General features: G+C 72.6%; 21 protein-coding genes. 13 read left to right on the forward strand and 8 right to left on the reverse strand.

Annotated features, from left to right (window positions below):
* The first annotated feature begins 21 nt into the window (after window positions 1–21).
* The 6 genes from G5C51_RS07315 (at window position 22) to G5C51_RS07340 (ending at window position 6,338) form a co-directional block, all read left to right on the forward strand.
* Window positions 22–1,449, forward strand: a complete 1,428-nt coding sequence (locus tag G5C51_RS07315) for an FAD-dependent monooxygenase (protein WP_165233619.1) — start codon at window positions 22–24, stop codon at window positions 1,447–1,449.
* 214 nt (window positions 1,450–1,663) lie between these two features.
* Entirely contained in the window at window positions 1,664–2,869 is a 1,206-nt protein-coding gene (gene thrS / locus G5C51_RS07320) for a threonine--tRNA ligase (RefSeq protein WP_165233674.1), read from the forward strand.
* 33 nt (window positions 2,870–2,902) lie between these two features.
* Complete coding sequence (locus G5C51_RS07325) at window positions 2,903–3,718, forward strand: helix-turn-helix domain-containing protein (RefSeq protein ID WP_338118042.1); 816 nt, start codon at window positions 2,903–2,905, stop codon at window positions 3,716–3,718.
* 208 nt (window positions 3,719–3,926) lie between these two features.
* A complete protein-coding gene (locus tag G5C51_RS07330; RefSeq protein ID WP_165233622.1) occupies window positions 3,927–4,475 on the forward strand; it encodes a GlcG/HbpS family heme-binding protein in 549 nt (182 codons plus the stop codon).
* Window positions 4,476–4,632: 157 nt separating this feature from the next.
* Window positions 4,633–5,229 (forward strand): ankyrin repeat domain-containing protein, encoded by a 597-nt coding sequence (locus G5C51_RS07335; protein WP_165233680.1) that lies wholly within the window; start codon window positions 4,633–4,635, stop codon window positions 5,227–5,229.
* Window positions 5,226–6,338: a YncE family protein gene (locus G5C51_RS07340; protein ID WP_165233625.1), complete on the forward strand. Its 1,113-nt coding sequence runs from the start codon at window positions 5,226–5,228 to the stop codon at window positions 6,336–6,338. The genes G5C51_RS07335 and G5C51_RS07340 overlap by 4 nt, the downstream gene beginning before the upstream one ends.
* 9 nt (window positions 6,339–6,347) lie before the next feature.
* Here the strand turns inward: G5C51_RS07340 and G5C51_RS07345 are convergent, their stop codons facing one another.
* Window positions 6,348–7,115 carry a sugar isomerase domain-containing protein gene (locus tag G5C51_RS07345; RefSeq protein WP_165233628.1) on the reverse strand — a complete coding sequence of 256 codons (768 nt, stop codon included), beginning with the start codon at window positions 7,113–7,115 and terminating at the stop codon, window positions 6,348–6,350.
* Window positions 7,116–7,151: 36 nt separating this feature from the next.
* Between G5C51_RS07345 and G5C51_RS07350 the strand changes: the two genes are divergently transcribed.
* Window positions 7,152–8,126, forward strand: a complete 975-nt coding sequence (locus tag G5C51_RS07350) for an N-acetylglucosamine kinase (RefSeq protein ID WP_165233631.1) — start codon at window positions 7,152–7,154, stop codon at window positions 8,124–8,126.
* Window positions 8,127–8,220: 94 nt separating this feature from the next.
* Complete coding sequence (locus G5C51_RS07355) at window positions 8,221–8,961, forward strand: alternative oxidase (protein WP_165233634.1); 741 nt, start codon at window positions 8,221–8,223, stop codon at window positions 8,959–8,961.
* Here the strand turns inward: G5C51_RS07355 and G5C51_RS07360 are convergent.
* From G5C51_RS07360 to G5C51_RS07370, 3 genes are all read right to left on the reverse strand, one after another.
* Complete coding sequence (locus tag G5C51_RS07360) at window positions 8,950–9,207, reverse strand: GlsB/YeaQ/YmgE family stress response membrane protein (protein ID WP_165233637.1); 258 nt, start codon at window positions 9,205–9,207, stop codon at window positions 8,950–8,952. The two genes, G5C51_RS07355 and G5C51_RS07360, sit on opposite strands and share 12 nt — an antisense overlap.
* A 107-nt stretch (window positions 9,208–9,314) precedes the next feature.
* Complete coding sequence (gene lipB, locus G5C51_RS07365) at window positions 9,315–9,956, reverse strand: lipoyl(octanoyl) transferase LipB (protein WP_338118044.1); 642 nt, start codon at window positions 9,954–9,956, stop codon at window positions 9,315–9,317.
* Between the two features lie 11 nt (window positions 9,957–9,967).
* Window positions 9,968–10,708 (reverse strand): SDR family NAD(P)-dependent oxidoreductase, encoded by a 741-nt coding sequence (locus tag G5C51_RS07370; RefSeq protein ID WP_165233640.1) that lies wholly within the window; start codon window positions 10,706–10,708, stop codon window positions 9,968–9,970.
* Between the two features lie 72 nt (window positions 10,709–10,780).
* Between G5C51_RS07370 and G5C51_RS07375 the strand changes: the two genes are divergently transcribed.
* Window positions 10,781–11,125, forward strand: coding sequence for a YnfA family protein (locus G5C51_RS07375; protein WP_240929449.1), 345 nt, complete (start codon window positions 10,781–10,783; stop codon window positions 11,123–11,125).
* 26 nt (window positions 11,126–11,151) lie between these two features.
* A complete protein-coding gene (locus G5C51_RS07380) occupies window positions 11,152–12,264 on the forward strand; it encodes a hypothetical protein (protein ID WP_165233643.1) in 1,113 nt (370 codons plus the stop codon).
* Here G5C51_RS07380 and G5C51_RS07385 read toward each other — a convergent pair.
* The 4 genes from G5C51_RS07385 to G5C51_RS07400 form a co-directional block, all read right to left on the reverse strand.
* Window positions 12,248–12,910 carry a M15 family metallopeptidase gene (locus tag G5C51_RS07385; RefSeq protein WP_165233646.1) on the reverse strand — a complete coding sequence of 221 codons (663 nt, stop codon included), beginning with the start codon at window positions 12,908–12,910 and terminating at the stop codon, window positions 12,248–12,250. The two genes, G5C51_RS07380 and G5C51_RS07385, sit on opposite strands and share 17 nt — an antisense overlap.
* A gap of 12 nt (window positions 12,911–12,922) precedes the next feature.
* The gene (locus G5C51_RS07390; RefSeq protein WP_165233649.1) at window positions 12,923–13,609 is read right to left on the reverse strand and encodes a response regulator; all 687 of its coding nucleotides are present in this window, start codon (window positions 13,607–13,609) and stop codon (window positions 12,923–12,925) included.
* Between the two features lie 18 nt (window positions 13,610–13,627).
* Window positions 13,628–14,845, reverse strand: coding sequence for a sensor histidine kinase (locus G5C51_RS07395; protein WP_206313548.1), 1,218 nt, complete (start codon window positions 14,843–14,845; stop codon window positions 13,628–13,630).
* Window positions 14,846–15,127: 282 nt separating this feature from the next.
* Window positions 15,128–16,321 carry an RtcB family protein gene (locus G5C51_RS07400; RefSeq protein ID WP_165233652.1) on the reverse strand — a complete coding sequence of 398 codons (1,194 nt, stop codon included), beginning with the start codon at window positions 16,319–16,321 and terminating at the stop codon, window positions 15,128–15,130.
* 184 nt (window positions 16,322–16,505) lie between these two features.
* On the opposite strand from G5C51_RS07400, the gene G5C51_RS07405 reads away from it, so the two are divergent.
* From G5C51_RS07405 to G5C51_RS07415, 3 genes are all read left to right on the forward strand, one after another.
* Window positions 16,506–17,369 (forward strand): DUF3558 domain-containing protein, encoded by an 864-nt coding sequence (locus tag G5C51_RS07405; RefSeq protein WP_206313549.1) that lies wholly within the window; start codon window positions 16,506–16,508, stop codon window positions 17,367–17,369.
* Window positions 17,370–17,466: 97 nt separating this feature from the next.
* On the forward strand, window positions 17,467–18,168 hold the full coding sequence (locus tag G5C51_RS07410; protein WP_165233655.1) for a DUF3558 domain-containing protein: 702 nt from the start codon (window positions 17,467–17,469) through the stop codon (window positions 18,166–18,168).
* Window positions 18,169–18,246: 78 nt separating this feature from the next.
* Window positions 18,247–19,172 (forward strand): DUF2637 domain-containing protein (locus tag G5C51_RS07415; protein ID WP_338118045.1); only part of this gene is annotated, 926 nt, incomplete at its 3' end.

Here is a 19,172-nt window from a genome sequence, read left to right on the forward strand (position 1 = left end):
CGACCGGCACGGGAGGCACGTGTGAACGGTAACCGCAGCGTCGTAGTCGTGGGGGCCGGGCCCACCGGGTTACTGCTCGCCGGCGACCTCGCCGAGGCCGGCATCGAGGTCACCCTGCTCGAGAAGCGCCGCCGCGAGATCAGCAATCTCTCCCGCGCCTTCGTCCTGCACGCCCGCTCCCTGGAGCAGCTCGACGCCCGCGGCCTGGCCGACGAACTGGTCGCCAAGGGCAAGCAGCTCCCCGGCCTGCAAGCCTTCAAGCACCTCAACCTGGACCTGTCGAAGCTGCCGTCCCGCTTCAATTACGTGCTCGTGCTGCCCCAGTACGAGGTCGAGAAGGTGCTGCTGCACCGGGCCGAGAAGCTGGGCGTGCGGCTCTCGTACGACACCGAGGTCACCGGCCTGACGCAGAACGCCGACCGGATCGTGGTCGAGACGGCCGGCGGCGAGACGTACCCGGCCGCGTACGCCGTCGGCACCGACGGCCTGCACAGCCGCATCCGCGAGGCGATCGGCCTCCCCTTCCCCGGCAAGTCGGTGATCCGCTCCGTCGTGCTGGCCGACGTGAAGCTCGCCGAGCCCCCGCCCACGCTGCTCACCGTCGGCGCCCGCGGCAACGCCTTCTGCTTCATCGCCCCCTTCGACGACGGCTACCACCGGGTGATCGGCTGGGACCGCCGCCGCAACGTCCCGGAGTCCGAGCCGCTCGACCTCGACGAGATCAAGGCCGTCGCGCACACCGCCCTCGGCCGCGACTTCGGCATGCACGACGCCCGCTGGATGTCCCGCTTCCACAGCGACGAGCGGCAGGCCCCGTCGTATCGCGTCGGCCGCGCCTTCCTCGCCGGCGACGCGGCCCACGTCCACACGCCCGCGGGCGGCCAGGGCATGAACACGGGCCTGCAGGACGCCGCGAACCTGAGCTGGAAGCTGGCGTCCGCGCTGCACGGCGGCCCTGACCTGCTGCATTCGTACGAGTCCGAGCGCCACCCGGTCGGCAAGGCGGTGCTCCGCAGCAGCGGCGGCATGGTCCGCCTGGCGATGGCCTCACGCCCGTGGACGATCGCGGCCCGCGCGGCGGTCGCAACGGCGCTGAACGTGGCGAAGCCGGTGAGCATGCGGGTGGCGGGCCAGATCTCCGGCGTCGGCTACGTCTACCCGGCCCCGTCCGGCGCCCACCGCCTGGCCGGCCACCGGGTGCCGGACCTGCCGCTGGCGGAGGGACGGCTGTACGAGGCGCTGCGGGAGCGGAAGTTCGTGCTGGTGGGCGCGGACGCCGGGGCGGCGGGCCGCGAGGACCGGGTGGTGGCGGCCGGCCGCGCGAACGGCCGGACGGGACCGGCGATCCTGGTCCGCCCCGACGGCTATGCGGCCTGGGCCGGCGATGCGGCGGACACCCGCGGGATCGAGACGGCGCTGGCGGACTGGACGGGGCCGCGGGAGGCGTGACGAAATGCCCTCGCGGGAGCTTCCCTGGCCTGGTTACGATGGACGCATGATGCAGCGCGCAGCGATGAGCACGACGACGCCGGAGCCAGTCCCGGCGCGCTGATCGATGTCTTAGAGACGACGAAGCCCCGGGGCGAGTGCCCCGGGGCTTCGTCGTGTTCGGCTCCGTGAGTGCTCCGCCCCGTATGAGATGAGGAGCACTCCCATGGGAGAGATCAAGGACCATCGCCGGCTCGGGCGGGAGCTCGGGCTGTTCGGCAGCGATCCGCTGATCGGGGCGGGGCTGCCGTACTGGCTGCCCGCGGGGGCCGCCGTGCGGCAGGCGCTGGAGGATTACATCGCGGAGGCGGAGCGGAGAGCCGGGTATCAGCGGGTGTACTCGCCGGTGCTCGGGAAGCGCGAGCTGTACGAGCTGTCGGGGCACTGGCAGCACTACAGCGACGACATGTACCCGGCGATGGAGCTTTCCGGCGACGAGCAGATGGTGCTGCGCCCCAGCCTCTGCCCGCACCACGCGGTCATCTACCGCTCCCGCGAGCACAGTTACCGCGAGCTGCCGCTGCGGATGTCCGAGCTCGGCGGCATGTACCGGTCCGAGCTGTCCGGCGTGCTGGGCGGCCTGACCAGGGTGCGTGCCATCCAGCTCAATGACGCGCATGTCTTCTGCACGCTGGAGCAGGTGGCGGAGGAGGCGCGGGCGGCGCTCGGGCTGATCCGGGCGGCGTACGAGGCGATGGGGATCGTCCCCGCCCGCTACCGGCTGTCGCTGCCGGGGCCCGGCGGCAAGTACGTCGACAAGCCGGAGCTGTGGGAGCGGTCCGTCCCGCTGCTGCGGGAGGTCCTGGACGCCTCGGGAGTCGCGTACGAGGACGGGCCCGACGAGGCCGCCTTCTACGGGCCGAAGATCGACGTCCAGGTCGTCGACGCGGCCGGAAGGGAATCGACCCTGTCGACCGTGCAGCTGGACTTCCATCAGCCGGAGGTCTTCGGGCTCGAATACGTCGGCGCGGACGGCGGGCGGCACCGCCCGGTGATGGTGCACCGGGCGATCATCGGCAGCGTGGAGCGGGCGGTGGCGCACCTGATCGAGGCGCACCAGGGCCGGTTCCCCGCGTGGCTGGCGCCGGTGCAGCTGGCCGTCCTGCCGCTGGGCGACGAGCAGGTCGACGCGGGCGCCAAGCTCGTACGGCGCTGCGTCGAGGCCGGTCTGCGCGCCGAGCTGGTCGCGCCTGACCGCGGCACCCTCGGGGCCAGGATCCGGGCGGGGCGGCTGGTCCCGTACCAGGCGGTCGTCGGACCGCGGGAGGCGGCGGCGGACGAGGTCTCGCTGCGGGTACGCGGTGGTGAGCAGGTCGGGCCGCTCCCGGTGGCGGCGGCGCTGGAGCGGCTGGGGCAGGAGTGCAGCCCCGCGTACCCCTGACGCGGATGGCACACCTGTGCTGCAATAGCGCGCGTGCTTCGCAGACCAGTGAAGACCCAGCCGGAGCCCGTGCCCCCGCCGCCGGGCCGCCGCAAGGCGCTGGCCGAGCTGCCCGCCCATCTGCCGTCCGGGCAGCGGGAGTTCGCCACCGCGCTGCGCTCGCTGTACGAGGAGACGGGCCTCAGCCTCTCCGAGCTGGAGGCCCGGCTCCCCGTCAGCCGCTCCACGCTGTCCCGGTATCTGCGCGGTGAGGGGCTTCCGGACGTCGCCGTGCTGCGGCTGTGGTGCGAGCTGCATCCGGCGGGGCGGGAGCGCGGGGACGCGGTGCTCGGTGAGCTGACGGCGCTGCTGGGGCGGGCGGCGTCGCCGGGGCCCGCCGCCACCCCGGCGGAGCCGCGGCCGCAGCCGGGCGAGCCCGGTCCGCGCACGCGATTCCGGCGCCTGGCCGTCGTGCCGCTCGTCGTGGGCGTGGCGGCGGCCATCGCGATCGGCTTCTGGATCACCGGCCCCGAGAACGCGGAGACCCCCCGCCGCCCCGTCACCGTCCACAACGTCGTCCAGTCCTGCCAGCACAAGGACACCCGCCCCGCCGACTGCTCCCTGGGCCTCGCCAAGGACCCGTATCTCCCCTACAGCGCCGACAACCGCGGCGCCCGCGTCTGGGACGACCAGCGGCTCAGCGCCGACTGCCGGATCACCGACGGCGTGGTGGTGACGGACGAGAAGGGGCGGCACAGCAGCATCTGGTACCGCGTCGACCACGCCGGGAAGCGGCTCTGGCTGCCCGGCATCCGCATCCTCCCCCGCGAGCTCGGCAAGCCCGGCGGGCTGCCGCTCTGCACGCGCTGACCTGCGGAAACGGTCACAGGACGGGACGTAAGACCCACCCCAGGTCAACCGATCGGCTGACGTTTGCCTCATCCGTCCCGCACGCCGGGTTTGCCCAGTACGACGACGGGTTGGCCCTGGTTGCGGCCCCAGGATGGATATCAGAGCGGGACGGCAGGAAACGGCCTCCGACCCGTCCCCCCTCCCGAGCACCTGGAGCTGAACCCTCATGAAGAAGCAGATCTCGAAGCGCGCCCGCATCGTCACCGGCAGCGCCCTCGTCGCCGCCATCGCCGTCGGCGGTGCCGGCGCCGTCACCGCGAACGCCGCCGACGCCCCGGCCGCGAAGCCCGGCAACGCCGCGGCCAAGAACACCACCTCCTCGACGCACCTCACCATCGAGGCCGCCACCAAGGCCGCGAACGCCGCCCTGGACGCCGCGAAGAAGGAGAACCAGCGCGTCTCCGTCTCCGTCGTCGACCGCAACGGCAACACCATCCTCACCATGCGCGGCGACGGTGCGGGCCCGCAGTCGTACGAGGCCTCCGAGAAGAAGGCGTTCACCGCCGTCTCCTGGAACGCCCCGACCTCCGAGCTGACCAAGCGCCTGGAGAAGGCCCCGACGCTGAAGGACATCCCCGGCACCCTGTTCCTCGCCGGTGGCGCCCCGGTCACCGTCAAGGACGCCCCGGTCGCGGGCATCGGCGTGGCCGGCGCCCCGTCCGGCGACCAGGACGAGAAGTTCGCCCAGGCCGGCGTCGACGCGCTGAGCAAGTGACTTCTGCCCGGCTCCGGGACCGCGCCGAGCGCTGATGTCCCGAACCGGTAGAACCAGGCCCCGGCGGCGTACGGATCCCCCCATCTCGTGCGCCGCCGGACCTGTCACACCCCCTTCCCCCATGTTCTTCCGCCTGCTGGAGCCGAAGGAGCCGACCATGAAGGCCCACGACCGCGCCCTTCTGGAAGCCGCGGACTTCGGCGACGCCGACGCCGTGCGTACGGCCCTCGCCGCGGGCGCCTCCGTGGAGGCCCGCGACGCGAACCGCCGCACCCCGCTGCTGCTCGCCGCGCTCGGCGACCACCTGGCCGCCGCCGAGGCGCTGGTCGCGGCCGGCGCCGACGTCAACGCCCAGGACGACCGCGACGACAGCGCGTGGCTGGTCACCGGCGTCACCGGCAGCGTCGCCATGATGCGCGCGCTGCTCCCGGCGGGCCCCGACCTGAAGGTCACCAACCGCTTCGGCGGCATCTCCCTCATCCCGGCCAGCGAGCGCGGCCACGTGGACTACGTCCGCGCCGTGCTCCGCGAGACCGACATCGACGTGGACCACGTCAACCGCCTCGGCTGGACCGCCCTCCTGGAGGCGGTCATCCTCGGCGACGGCGGCCGCGCCCACCAGGAGATCGTCGAGCTGCTGATCGTCGCCGGCGCCACCCCCCACCTGCCCGACAGCGACGGCGTCACCCCGCTCCAGCACGCCGAGCGGCGCGGCTTCGACGAGATCGCGGGTCTGCTCCGGGCCGTACGGTGAGGCGCGCGGCGCCGGCCGCCGCGGCCGCGGCGGTCCTGCTGCTGGCCGGGTGCTCCGCCCAGCAGCAGGACGCGGCCCCAGCTCCTAGCAGCGCGACTCCGAGCAAGAAGGCGGCCGAGCAGGCCGATCGCTCGCCGGAAGGCACCCTCCTCGTAGCCGACTTCGGCGCCGACACCGTCACCTTCATCGACCCCGACAAGGGCGCGTACGACTCCGTGAAGGTCGGCACCGCCCCGTACGGCCTGGTCGTCGGCGACGACGGCCGCGCCTGGGTCGCCACGGCCGAGGGCGTCACGGTCGTCGACACCGAGACCCGCGAGCGAGTGGGCCGGATCGCGTACGAGACCGGCGGCCTCGGGCGGCCCACGCACGGCGAATACCGCGGCGGCGGCATGGGCATCGCCCTCGCCCCCGACGGCAAACACGCCTACGTCGGCGTCAACCGCCCCGGTGGCAACGGCACCGTCGAGTCCATCGACACCCGCACCCTGAAGGTCACCGGCACCGCGGACGTCGGCCGCCGCCCGTTCGACGTGGACGTCTCGCCGGACGGCGACGAGGTGTACGCCACCGGCCACGACTCGTACGACGTCACCGTCGTACAGGCGGGCAGCATGAAGACCCGCCGCATCGAGGTCGCCCCGTACGGCACCGCCGGCGGCCTCGGCGGCTGGCTGAAGCCGCACTACGCGGTGGTCCGCCCGGCGGACGGCAAGCTGCTGTTCCCCTTCGAGGGCGAGCGGCTGGTCGTCCTCGACCCGGAGACCGGCGCGTCCCGGATCGAGAAGATGACCGCCAACACCCACCAGCACGGCGTGGCGTTGACCGACGACGGCACCCTGCTGGCCGTCGGCACCGGACCGATCGACCCGGCCGAGGACAAGGGCCCGTCGCTCACCGTCCGCGCCCCGGACGGCAAGGAAAAGGTCATCCCCCTCGACGGCCCGCACGAGGACGTCGCCGCCTCCCCCGACGGCCGGACCGCCTACGTCACCGGCGGCTTCACCCGCGACGGCTACTGGAACGGCATCACGGTCGTCGACCTCGACTCGGGCGACACCCGCCGACTCCCGGCGGGCGAACGGCCGTTGGGGGTCGCCGTCCTCTAACAGGCCGGCCTACGCCCCCCGCCGGATCCGCCCCTCGTACCGCGCCTCCAGCTCCTTGTTGTGGGCATCCCCCGCCGGGATGTTCGCCGACAGGTACACCGGCGGCTTCACCCCCGCCGCCAGCAGCAGCCGGATCGTTTCGGCGACGATCTGCTGGACCAGGAAGGCGCCCGTGATCGACGAGATCGCGCAGGCGGTGCCGCCGCCCGGCAGCTCCAGCAGGGAGTCGCCGAAGGGGGCGCCGTTGTCCAGCACCACGTCCGCGAAGTCCGGCAGCCGCTTGCCCGACGGGTGCCGGGAGACCGCCTGTTCGCCGTGCGCCGCCGAGGTGATCGCGATCAGCGGGTGGCCGTGCTCCTTCACCACCGCGGCCATCTCCACGATCGCGCCGTTGATGCCGGAGTTGGAGGCGATCACCCACAGGTCCTGCGGGCGCGGGGCGGTCAGCTCGTACAGCCGCCGGGCGGTCGCCGGGTCGCGCTCCAGGTGCGAGTCGCCGAGGAACTCCGGCGGCTCGCCGCCGCGGAGCACGAAGTCGCGCAGGGCGACCTTGTTCGTCGGTACGAAGCCGCCCGCCCGGCCCGATATCTCGGTGGCGAGCGCCTCCGAGTGGCCGGTGCCGAAGGCCTGGACCACGCCGTCCTTCCGCAGCGCGCCGGCGAAGAGCGCGGCCGCGGCGAGCACGGCCTCGCGCTGTTCGCCGTCCACCTTGCGCAGTGCGGCCAGAGCGGCCGCGGCGTAACTGTCCGCTCCGATACCGTCGTTCCGGTCTGTCATGTCTCTCCCAACGCCTTGGCTGGAGCAACATTCTCCATGAGTCTCGTGATCGGCATAGACGCCGGCGGCACCCGGTTGCGCGCCGCCCTCGCCTCCCCCGAGGGCGTGCTGGCCACCGCCGCCTCGGGCGCGGGCAACCCCCGCTCCGTAACGGAGGCCGCCCTCGCCGACCACCTGACCGAGGCGATCGCCGCCGTCTGCCCGCCGCAACACGCCGGTGATGTACGGGCATTGGCGGCCGGCTTCGCGGGTGCCCGCAGCCCGTCCGCCGCCGACCCGGAGCCCGACGACCCGGGCAGCCGCGCCGCCCGCGCCGCCCTCGCCACGGCGCTGCGCCGCTGCGGCGTGACCGGCGCCGCGGTGCGGATCACCGGCGACATCGAGATCGCCCTCGCCGCGGGCCCCGGCGGCCCGCGCGACGGCCTCGTCGTCGTCGCCGGTACGGGCGCGGCCGCGGCCCGGATCCGCGGCGGGCTGCAGGTCGCCGCCGTCGACGGCCACGGCTGGCTGCTCGGCGATGAGGGCAGCGGCTTCTGGATCGCCCGCCGCGGCCTGCGCGCCGCCGTCCGCGCCCTGGACGGCAGCGGCCCGCCCACCGCCCTCGTCCGCACCCTCGTGGCGGCGACGGGCTCCCAACCGGACCTTCCCGCGGCGGACTTGCGCCTCCACCTGATCGACGCCGCCGTGGCCCACGACCCGCCCCCGCGCCTCGCGTCGCTCTGCCCCGTCGTCGTACGCACCGCGGAGGAGGGGGACGACGTCGCCGCCGCCCTCCTCGACGAGGCCGCGAACCGGCTCCTGGAATCCCTCACCACTCTGCGCCCGGAACCCGGCGAACCCCTGGTCACGACGGGCGGCCTGCTCGGCCCGGCCGGCCCGCTGCTCTCCCGCTTCACCGCCCGTACGGCCGCCCTCGGCGTCCACCCGCACCCGGTTCCGGACGGCCTCGCCGGCGCGCTCGTACTGGGCAGGTCTGACGCCGGACACCGCGCCCTGCTCCCGCCGACGTAGCCGCACTGCCTCCCGCCACCCGACGCGCCGCACCCCCTCCCGCCAGCACGATCGATCCGTCACCTCAACTCAACTCCCGGAAGAGGACGGACCGATGACCACCACACTCATCACCCCGGACACGACCCCCAAGCCGCACGCCGGCGCCCCGCCCAAGCTCTCCGCCGACCGCCTCCGCCTCGCCCAGCTGGAGACCCTCAACACCCCCCGGCTGCGTTACGGCCTGCTCGCCCGCGCGCTCTTCAAGCAGATGGACCTGGTCTACGGGAAGGAGCGCACGCTGGTGAAGTTCACGATGCTGGAGTTCATCGCCCGGGTCCCGTACCAGGCCTGGGAGCGCATGGGCTACCACGCCCTCGCCCGCGTCCGCCGCCGCTCGGCGCTCGCCAAGCGGGTCCACGAGCGGATCGCGGAGACCCGCGAGGAGCAGGACAACGAGCAGTGGCACCTGCTGATCCTGCAGGACCTGGTGCAGCGGGCCGGCCACAAGCAGTCGTTCCTGCTGCACCGGCTGGCGCCGTGGCTGGTGGCGTTCTTCTACTACCACGTCTCCTGGCTGCTGTTCCTGGTGAAGCCGGAGTGGAGCTACCGCCTCAACGCCGACTTCGAGGACCACGCCGAGCACGAGTACATGGCCTACGTGGCCGAGCACCCGGAGCTGGACCGCACCCCGGCGCCGACGACGTACGCCGAGGAGTACGGCCACTACGCGACGGTGGCCGACCTGCTGCGGCAGATCGGCCACGATGAGCGCGTCCACAAGGAGGACAGCGTCGTCCACATGAAGGCGCCCCGCTTCCAGGACGCACCGGAGCCCGCCGGCTCAGCGGCGTGACACCGCCCGGAAGACGATCAGCAGGACGATCGCGCCGGCGATGGCGGCAAGCCAGGTGGCGGAGTCGTAGAAGCCGGTGGTGATCGGCCGGTCGAGGAAGGTGGCGGACGCCCAGCCGCCGATGAAGGAGCCGGCGATGCCGATGGCCGTGGTGCCGATGCAGCCGCCGCCGTCCTTCCCGGGCAGCAGGAACTTCGCTACCGCCCCGGCGACGAGGCCCAGGATCAGCCAGGCGATGATGCTCACGATCGCGTCCCACCTTTCTGTGCACAGTGTCGTACAGGAAGACGAGGCACGCCCGGCAGCCGGTTTCCCGCTATGCCGGAATCATGAGTGATCTCCCACACCTACCCTTATGCGGGCTTTAGCTCCTCGGTCAGCGCCGCCGCCACCGCGTCCCGCACCTCCGCCTCACCGGGCGCGGGCCGCCCGGCCTCGGCGGCCAGCTCGGCGAGGGACGTCATCGGGACCTCCGGGAGCCGGCAGGCGGCGAAGGTGGAGAAGGGCGCGAGGTCGGGGTCGACATTGAGGGCGAAGCCGTGGCTGGAGACCCCGCCCCGGATCCGCATCCCGATCGAGACCAGCTTCCGCCGACCGTCCGGCGTCCACACCCCGACCAGGCTGTCCGCGCCGGGCGGGGTCTCGCGGCGGACGGCGGGGAAGCCGAGGCCGTCGAGCGCCTTGATCAGCCCGACCTCCGTACGCCGCACGAAGTCCCCGGGACCGAGGTCGCGCACGCCGACGATGAGATAGCCGATGAGCTGTCCTGGCCCGTGATACGTGGCGTGCCCGCCCCGGTCGACCTCGACGAGCGGGATGTCCCCGCCGGACGGCAGCTCATCGGCCCCCGTATGCGCGCTGTACGTGATCACCGGCGGATGGCTCAGCAGAAACAGCCGGTCCCCGGCCTCCCCGCGCTGCCGCTCCCCGACCCAGCCGCGCATCGCCTGCTGGGCCTCTTCGTACGGCACTTCGCCGAGATCAACGCGCTCCACGCCATCCGAGGCTACGCCTCGCGGTGCACCTTGTGATTGGCGGCCTGGGCGCGCGGGCGGACGACGAGGAGATCGACGTTCACGTGCGACGGGCGGGTGACCGCCCAGGTGATGGTGTCGGCGACGTCGTCGGAGGAGAGCGGGGCGCTGACGCCCGCGTAGACGGCTGCCGCCTTCTCCTCGTCGCCGCGCATCCGGGTCACCGCGAAGCCCTCGGTCTTCACCATCCCCGGCGCGATCTCGATCACCCGGACCGGCTCGCCGTTCAGCTCGAGCCGCAGGGTGCCGGCGACGGAGTGGACGGCGTGCTTGGCGGCGACGTAGCCGCCCCCGCCCTCGTACGGGGTGAGCCCGGCGGTGGACGAGACGATCACGACGGTGCCGTCGCCGGAGGCGCGCAGTTTGGGGAGCAGGGCTTGGGTGACGTTGAGGACGCCGATGACGTTGACCTCGTACATCGCCCGCCAGTCGCGCACGTCCCCGTCGGCGACGGGCTCGGTGCCGAGGGCGCCGCCGGCGTTGTTGACGAGCACGTCGCAGCGGTCGAGGGAGGCGGCGAACTCCTCGACGCCGGCCCGGTCGGTGACGTCGAGGGCGTACACGTCGGCGTTCGCGCCGATCTCCTTGGCCAGCCCCTCGAGCCGCTCCAGCCGGCGGGCGGTGAGAATCACCCGGTACCCGGCCGCGGCGAGCTGCCGTGCGGTGGCGGCGCCGATGCCGCTGCTGGCTCCGGTGACGACGGCGGTGCGCATGGGGGACTCCTGGGGGTGCTGCGACGGGGTGCTGCAAGGGGACAGAAGCCCAGGATACGTAGGCTGCCGCCCATGGCCCCTTCTATGGCAGCCCGCTCCATCGCCCTCTTCCTCGCCGCCGCCCTCTTCGAGATCGGCGGCGCCTGGCTGGTCTGGCAGGGCGTCCGCGAACACCGCGGCTGGGCATGGATCGGCGCGGGCGTCCTGGCCCTGGGCGTCTACGGCTTCGCGGCGACGCTGCAGCCGGACGCCCACTTCGGGCGGATCCTGGCGGCGTACGGGGGCGTCTTCGTCGCGGGGTCGCTGGCGTGGGGCATGGCTCTCGACGGCTATCGGCCGGACCGGTGGGATGTGATCGGCGCGCTGGTCTGTCTGTCAGGGGTGGCTGTCATCATGTACGCGCCGCGAGGGGAGTAGCAGCCGAGCCGCTAGGGGGCGGGGGCATGGAGACGGTGTACGACGGTGTGCTGGAGGTGGCGTACGGCCAGTTCTACGTCGAGAGCCGCACCGACGTCGGAGAGCTCGAGGAAACCCGCGCGGGCCAGCGCAACGGCCTGTGCGGCGCCGCTGTTCCCGGGCACCTCTTCCTGACCACCGGTCTGCACACGGGCGGTGTGGGCCTCGCGGTCGAGGTGCACGACCACGAGCCGCCCCTGGACGACACCTGGGACGAGATCGTCGAGGCCTCTTTCCACCCGGCCTCGGCATCCACGTCCGTGGTGCCCTGGGGCGACGGCCCGCTGTGCCGCATCCCGCTTGCGGAGGCCGACCACCGCGTCCGCTATTGCGCCCGCGCCATGGACGAGGCCCGCGAGCGGGAACTCGAGATCCTCGAAGAGGACATCATCGTGGACCGCTATCTGCTGCAGTTCTGGCCCGCGCCGTCCGCACCGGACGCCATCATCAAACAGACCTCCCGCTCCGCCGCGTACTGGCACGACGTGGCCCGCAGGGAGCCGCCGCCCCCGACCCCCGAGCAGCGGGCCGAGATCGAGCAGCGCAAGCGGGAGAAGGAGGAGCGGGACGCCCGTGCCCGGCGCGAGGCGATGGAGCTGCGGGATTGGGGCGGCAGGCTGCCCAGCGACCGCCTGCGCCAGGTCCGCGGCAATGTCCACGCCATCCGCAGGGAGGACCCCGCCCTCGCCCACGCCATCGACGACGCCGGCCCGGAGGTGCAGCGGGCGCTCGCGCGCTGGGCAGCCCGCCGCGCCTACGCCGAGACCGGGCTGACGGATGTCGCCTGGATCGCGCCCGCCCTCGCCGCCCTGGAGGCCGGACGCCCGCTGCCGCCGCCTTTCGACGAACCGGACGACACCCCGCTGTGGAACCGCTTCCACACCGACCCGCGCATACCGCACACCCTGGTGGACTTCCCCGAGGGCGGCCGGCGCAATGTGCTCCAGCAGGCGATGGCGTTCCCCGCGCTTCGGCATGCGGCCGACCCCGACCCGCTGCGCGCCGCGCTGGACGCCCTGTCCGACGCCATCGCCACGTACGGCAGCGCCTACCCGGCCCTTCTCGCCGAAGTCCGCCGCGAGTTCAGCCTCCCGGGCTGAGCTCCACCTCGCCGTACAGCGCCGCCGGCGCCCCCGTGTGCAGCGCCCAGTAGCGATCGCCATACGACCAGTGCCACCACTCGGTCCCGTAATTGACCAGCCCGGCCCCACCCAGCGCCGCCCCCAGCAGCTCCCGGTTCTCCCGCGCCCCGGCCCCGATGTTGGGAGCCGCCGTGTAGCAAGCCCCCTCGCTCTCCTCCGGATTGGCGTTCACCCGCGTCCCCATGTCGAGCTGCGCGCCGTCCGCGTCCGCCAGCGTCAGGTCCACCGCCGCCCCCGCCGAGTGCGGCGCGATCTCCGGCGGCGATACGTAGCGGCTCGCCGCCGTGTGCACCCGCTCCTCCGGCCACTCCGGATTCGCGGCCCGCAACTCGGCGGCGTACGACGCGAAATACCGCCGCTGCAGCGCCGGCGGCCGATACCCCTCGATGAACAGCAGCCGCAGCCCGTCCGGCAGCTTCCGCTCCGCCTCCACCAGCCGTTCCACCACGCCCGTACGCAGCCGCGCGAAGGCCGCCGCGGCATCGGCGCGGTAGTCGCTCACCAGCAGCCCCGCATCCCGGACATCCACCAGCGGCGCACCGCACTCCGCCACCGGAATCGACGTGACCCGCGGGTCGGACATGAGAATGACGTCAGTGCTCATCCGCCAACAAGATCATGCCGCCCCCGGCGACACCAGCCCCGTCTCGTAGGCCATCACCACCGCCTGCGCCCGGCTGGCCAGGTCCAGCTTGGCCATGGTGCGGTTGAGATGCGTCTTGACCGTGGCCTCGCTGATGAAAAGCCGGTCGGCGATCTCCAGGTTCGACATGCCGCGCGCCGTCAGCCGCAGCACCTCCGTCTCGCGGGCGGTCAGCCCGGCGAGTTGGGCATGGTCCGCCGGCAGCGACGGCGCTTCCGGCTCCCGCTCCACGAAGGCCTCCACCAACCGCCGGGTGACGCTCGGCGCGAAGAGCGTGTCGCCGCCGGCGACCGCCGCGACCGCCGCCAGCAGCCGCTCCGGCCCTGTGTCCTTGAGCAGAAAGCCCGACGCCCCGGCGCGCAGCGCGTGGTAGACGTATTCGTCCAGGTCAAAAGTGGTGAGGACCAGCACCCGCGGCGGCGGCTCCGCCGATCCCGCCGCCTCCGCCAGGATGCGCTCGATCGCCGTGATGCCGTCCATCCCGGGCATCCGGATGTCCATCAGGATTACGTCAGGACGGGTGCGCTTCGCCTCGGCGATGGCCTCCTCGCCGTCCCCGGCCTCCGCGACGACCTCGATGTCCGCGGCCGTACGGAGCAGGCCCACGATCCCGGCACGGATCAGGAACTGGTCGTCGACCACGAGCACCCGAGTCGTCATCCGCCGCGAACAGCTCCTTTATTGGCCCTCATTGCCCGCTGCCATCGCAGAAGTCGGCAGCGTGAGCCGGACGCCGAACCCCCCTTCGGGGCGCGGACCGACGGCCACGGTTCCGCCGTAGAGCTTCGCGCGCTCGCGCATACCAATCAAGCCGTGCCCGGTGCCTGTGACGCGTTCGTCGACAGGTGTGGCCGAAACCGCACCCACGCCGTCGTCGGTGATGCTCACCTGCAGCTGATGCGGCAGGTACAGCACACTCACCTGCGCACTGGCAGGGCGCGCGTGCTTCAGCACATTCGTCAGCGCCTCCTGCACGATCCGGTACGCGCACAGCTCGATCCCCGGCGGCAGCGGCCGCACCTCCCCGCGCACGCTCAGCTCCACCGGCACCCCGCCCGCCCGCACCCGCTCGACCACCTCGCCGAGACCGTCGAGCGCGGGCATCGGCGTGTACGGTTCGTCGCCGCTCGCGGACCCGATGACCCCCGACCGCAGCAGCGTCAGCATCCGCCGCATCTCCTCCAGCGCCTCGCTGCTGGTGTCCTCGATGACGGCGAGCGAGTCGGCGGCGGTGGCGGGGTCCGTACGGAAGACATAGCGGGCGAGGCCCGACTGCACCGCGATCACGGACATGTGGTGCGCGATGACATCGTGCAGCTCGCGGGCGATCCGCGCCTGCTCGTCGGCGACCGCGCGGCGGGCCTTCTCGTCCTGTTCGCGGCGGAGTTGGGCGGTGAGCTCCGCGAGCCGCTCGCCGCGCTCCGCCGACTGCCGGGCACGGGCGCCGAAGCGGACCAGCACCGAAGGGAAGACGGCCGCCTGCGCCACCACGGCCGGCATCGAGCCGCGCGGGCTGACCACGCCCCCGAAGATCCACACCCCGGCCACCAGCGCCGCGCAGCCGGCGGCGGTACGGAGCGGGCGCATCGAGGCGACGGTGTAGATGGCCATCAGCGGCGCCAGGCTGTTCACGGCGGGCCAGAAACCGGCCCCCACGTACGCCGCCCACAGCAGGCAGATGACGGCGCAGACCGCGACAGGGCGGCGGCGGCGCACGGCGATCGGCAGGTTGATCAGGCAGGTCAGGACGTAACCCCACGCGCTCAGCGGCGGATAGCCCTCGCTGGGCCGCTGCTCGCCCAGCAGCAGGGCGCAGACGAGGAAGCCGAGCGCCAGAGCCACGTCCACGGCCTGCGGATGCCGGGACAGCCGGGATATCGGGGTGGGCGGCCGCATCGCCGCAGCGTATCGACGGCCCGGCGGCCGCGGCGTCAATCGGTCGGCGTACCGCGGAAGTTGTACGCAACCGCGCCCGTACGACGAGGGTCACGGCGAATCCCCAACCAGGACGGGACGACCGCCCCGGACACCATCCGTACCTTGGAATCACTGCACAACAGGCGGCCCACGGGGGAAACACGGGGGACCGGCCGCCACGGAGGGCCGCGGGCCGGCTGGGGGAACGCACGGGGGAAGCCCGGCCCGCGGACCGCCCTCCACACCGGAGGGCGGTCCGGGTCAGCCCTTCACGCAGACGACCTGCTTGAGCTTCGCCACCACCTCGACCAGGTCCCGCTGCTGGTCGATGACCTGCTCGATCGGCTTGTACGCGCCCGGGATCTCGTCCACCACGCCGGAGTCCTTACGGCACTCGACGCCGCGGGTCTGCTCCTCCAGGTCGCGGGCGGTGTAGCGCTTCTTGGCCGCGGTACGGCTCATCCGGCGACCCGCGCCGTGCGAGGCGGAGTTGAAGGAGTCGGCATTGCCGAGGCCGCGGACGATGTACGAGCCGGTGCCCATGGAGCCCGGGATGATCCCGTAGTCGCCGCCGCCCGCGCGGATCGCGCCCTTGCGGGTGACGAGCAGGTCCATGCCCTCGTAGCGCTCCTCGGCCACGTAGTTGTGGTGGCAGGAGATGACGTCGTCGAAGGTGACCTTGGCCTTCTTGAACTCCTTGCGCACCACGCCCTGCAGCAGCGCCATCATCACCGCGCGGTTGCGCTTGGCGTACTCCTGCGCCCAGAACAGGTCGCGCCGGTACGCCGCCATCTGCGGGGTGTCCGCGATGAAGACGGCGAGGTCGCGGTCGACCAGGCCCTGGTTGTGCGAGAGCTGCTGCGCGACGCCGATGTGGTGGTCGGCGAGCTCCTTGCCGATGTTGCGGGAGCCGGAGTGCAGCATGAGCCAGACATTGTCGGACTCATCCACACAAACTTCCACGAAGTGATTTCCGCCCCCGAGCGTCCCCAACTGCCCGTGCGCCCGGCTCTCCCGCGGCTTCACCGCCTCCGCAAGCTCGTCGAAGCCCGTCCAGAAGTCGTCCCACCCCTGCGCCGACAGCCCGTAAAGCTGCGCCGGATCCACCGGCTCGCCATGCATCCCGCGGCCGACCGGGATCGCCTGCTCGACCTTGGAGCGCAGCCGGGACAGGTCCCCCGGCAGGTCGTTGGCGGTCAGCGAGGTCTTCACCGCGCTCATGCCGCAGCCGATGTCCACGCCGACCGCCGCCGGGCAGACCGCGCCGCGCATCGCGATCACCGAGCCGACGGTGGCGCCCTTGCCGTAATGCACGTCGGGCATCACCGCGAGGCCCTTGATCCAGGGCAGCGTGGCGACATTGCGCAGCTGCTGCATCGCGGAGTCCTCGACCCCGGCCGGGTCGGTCCACATGCGGATCGGCACCTTGACGCCGGGCACCTCTACGTACGACACAAGTCCCCCTAATAGTGCTTGCACGCAAGAAAACGGAAATATCCGGTGCAACGCCGTCGGGTCGGTCACACGACCGGCACAACCAGCAACACGTGCGATAAACATTGTGTCCACCGGCAACTTTGCCGGGGCAACAGCTTTTCCACCCAAAGACCCAGCCAAGCGGGACGAAGGGAGCGATTTCGTGCCGAACGTGCAGCGCAGATCGGGCCGCCTCGGCGGCGCCGTCGCGGCCGCGGCCGCCTTCTCGACGCTCGCGCTGGCGCTCGCCGGCTGCACCGGCTCCGGCGGCAACGGCCTGGTGGACGACGGCGAGGACAGCGGCACGGCGTCGTCGCCCAGCGCCGCCTCCTCCGGGAAGTACCGCACCCTCCCCGAGGCCTGCGCCTCCGTGGACTCGGGGCAGCTCAGCGACCTGCTGCCCGGCGCCGAATCCGCGGACGCCGCCGACGACGGCAACGCCTCACCGGGCGCCGACGCCGAGGGCAAGGCCCCGTCGGAGGCGCTCGCCGGGAAGCCGATCCTGACGTACGACAGCCAGCGCCGGGCCGGCTGCGAGTGGCAGACCGAGTCGGCGCAGGGGCAGCACCAGCTGAAGGTCAGGTTCGAGCGCGTCGTCAGCTACAACGACAACCTCAGCGACGACGACCGGGCGGCCGAGGTCTTCCTCTCCCGCGCCGAGAAGCACGGCTTCGACCCGGCGTCCTCCACCGTCCCGACCGAGGAGCCGACGGCGGGCGACGACGCCTCGGGTTCCGGCGACCCGTCGCCGTCCGAGTCCGGCTCCACCGGCTCCGCGGACCCGTCCCTGGCGGCCCCGCGCGCGCTCGAGGATCTGGGCGACGAGGCCTTCCTGGACGACGACGCCTCGGCCGCGGACACCAGCGCCCGCCGCGACGTCACTGTGGTATTCCGCACCTCCAACGTCGTCGTGACCGTCGAGTACGGGCAGTCCCTGACCACCCCGAATCGCATTCCGGCCCCCGCTGACCTGCAGGGCAAGGCCGAGGACGTAGCCGAGCAGCTGGCTGAGGACCTCACGGAGTGACGCGGAGCGCTACGCTCGCGAATTGGCCTTACGGCCCCGTACGTCCGCAGAATCCCCCTAGCCTGACCTACGGTCCCCAAGAGTTAGCGAAGGAAGCATGCACCGCTCAGCCCACCGACTGACCCGCATACTGGCCGCCTCCGCGGCCGTGCCCGCGATACTCCTCGCGACCGGCTGCTCCATGCTGGGCGGCGGGGACGACGGCTCCGGCTCCGAGTCGACGCCCTCGCAGAAGCCGGAGGCGACGCCGACCGTGAAGGCGGCGAAGTACAGCAAGCTGCCGGACGCCTGCTCCTCGATCCCGGAGAAGACGGTCAAGGCCCTCGTCCCGAAGGTGAAATCCCCCTCCGGCACCGCCGTGAAGTCCTCCGACGCCGCCGCCCGCGGCGGCTGCACCTGGTCCGGCCTCGACGACAACGGCCTGAAGGGCTCCGACTTCCGCTGGCTCGACGTCTCCTTCCAGCGCTACGAGTCCGACACCGCGCTCGGCACCGGCGAGAAGCGCGCGGAGGCCTTCTTCAAGAAGCAGACCGCCGCGCTGGCGAAGCCGGAGGGCGGCAAGGACGTCGGCACGGGCCGCGCCGAGGGCATCGGCGACGAGGCGGCGACCGTCTCGTACAAGGAGACCAAGGACAAGGAGACCTACGTCAACCAGACGGTCATCGCCCGTACAGCCAACGTCGTGGTCACGGTGAACTACAACGGCGCCGGCCTGCAGGGCGCCAAGGACCCGAAGTCCGCCGACCTGCTGAAGGACGCCCAGCAGGCGCTCGCGTCCGCGGTGAGCGCTGTCAAGTAACCCAGGGAGCGGCTGCGCGCCGCCGCACAACTGTGCGAGGCTATGCGCTGCATCAGCGACCTGGGAGGGACCGAAGCGGTGGCCGCGGTAAAGCTGAACCGGACACACCGGATACTGATCACGATCGTGGTCCTGGGCGCCGTCGTCATCGCGGCGATCGGCTTCGCGGGCTCGTACGCCGCGGTGCGGGAGCTCGCCGAGGACAAGGGCTTCGGCCGGTTCGCGGTCTTCTTCCCGATCGGCATCGACGCCGGGATCATGGTGCTGCTGGCGCTGGATCTGCTGCTGACCTGGATCCGGATCCCGTTCCCGCTGCTGCGGCAGACCGCCTGGCTGCTGACGGCGGCCACGATCGCGTTCAACGGCGCGGCCGCGTGGCCGGACCCGCTGGGCGTCGCGATGCACGCGATCATCCCGGTGCTGTTCGTCATCTCGGTCGAGGCCGCCCGGCATGCCATCGGCCGGATCGCCGACATCACCGCCGACAAGCACATGGAGGGCGTGCGGATCAGCCGCTGGCTGCTCGCCTTCCCCTCCACCTTCCTGCTGTGGCGCCGGATGAAGCTCTGGGAGCTCAGGTCGTACGACGAGGTGATCCGCCTCGAGCAGGACCGCCTCGTCTACCGCGCCCGGCTGCGCGCGAAGTACGGCCGCGGCTGGCGCCGCAAGGCACCGGTCGAGTCGACGATGCCGCTGAAGCTGGCGAAGTACGGCGTCCCGTTGTCGGAGACCGGCCCCGCGGGCCTCTCGGCGGCGGGCATCGCCCCGGCGGGCCCCGACGTCAGCGCGATCCCGGCCCAGCGCCGCCCGCGCGAGCGGCACGCGCTCGCGGCGGGCGGGGGGCCGCGGGGGGACGGGGAGCCGGCGAGTTGGCAGGAGGCGGGTAGGCAGGAGGCGGGTACGCAGGTCGCGGGTGCACAGGCCGCGGGTACGCAGGTCGCGGGTGCACAGGCCGCGGGTACGCAGGTCGCGGGTGCACAGGCCGCGGGTACGCAGGTCGCGGG

The organism is Streptomyces coryli, from assembly GCF_011044975.1.
GTDB lineage: Bacteria > Actinomycetota > Actinomycetes > Streptomycetales > Streptomycetaceae > Streptomyces > Streptomyces coryli.

What these genes read in the sequence shown, in the direction of transcription:
- G5C51_RS07385 (WP_165233646.1), bottom strand. Translation starts at nt 12,910, where the DNA reads ATGAGCACTGACGTCATTCTCATGTCCGACCCGCGGGTCACGTCGATT.
- G5C51_RS07410 (WP_165233655.1), top strand. Translation starts at nt 17,467, where the DNA reads ATGCACCGCTCAGCCCACCGACTGACCCGCATACTGGCCGCCTCCGCG.
- G5C51_RS07355 (WP_165233634.1), top strand. Translation starts at nt 8,221, where the DNA reads ATGACCACCACACTCATCACCCCGGACACGACCCCCAAGCCGCACGCC.
- G5C51_RS07335 (WP_165233680.1), top strand. Translation starts at nt 4,633, where the DNA reads ATGAAGGCCCACGACCGCGCCCTTCTGGAAGCCGCGGACTTCGGCGAC.
- G5C51_RS07395 (WP_206313548.1), bottom strand. Translation starts at nt 14,845, where the DNA reads ATGCGGCCGCCCACCCCGATATCCCGGCTGTCCCGGCATCCGCAGGCC.
- G5C51_RS07345 (WP_165233628.1), bottom strand. Translation starts at nt 7,115, where the DNA reads ATGACAGACCGGAACGACGGTATCGGAGCGGACAGTTACGCCGCGGCC.
- G5C51_RS07330 (WP_165233622.1), top strand. Translation starts at nt 3,927, where the DNA reads ATGAAGAAGCAGATCTCGAAGCGCGCCCGCATCGTCACCGGCAGCGCC.
- G5C51_RS07370 (WP_165233640.1), bottom strand. Translation starts at nt 10,708, where the DNA reads ATGCGCACCGCCGTCGTCACCGGAGCCAGCAGCGGCATCGGCGCCGCC.
- G5C51_RS07380 (WP_165233643.1), top strand. Translation starts at nt 11,152, where the DNA reads ATGGAGACGGTGTACGACGGTGTGCTGGAGGTGGCGTACGGCCAGTTC.
- G5C51_RS07350 (WP_165233631.1), top strand. Translation starts at nt 7,152, where the DNA reads ATGAGTCTCGTGATCGGCATAGACGCCGGCGGCACCCGGTTGCGCGCC.
- G5C51_RS07390 (WP_165233649.1), bottom strand. Translation starts at nt 13,609, where the DNA reads ATGACGACTCGGGTGCTCGTGGTCGACGACCAGTTCCTGATCCGTGCC.
- G5C51_RS07375 (WP_240929449.1), top strand. Translation starts at nt 10,781, where the DNA reads ATGGCCCCTTCTATGGCAGCCCGCTCCATCGCCCTCTTCCTCGCCGCC.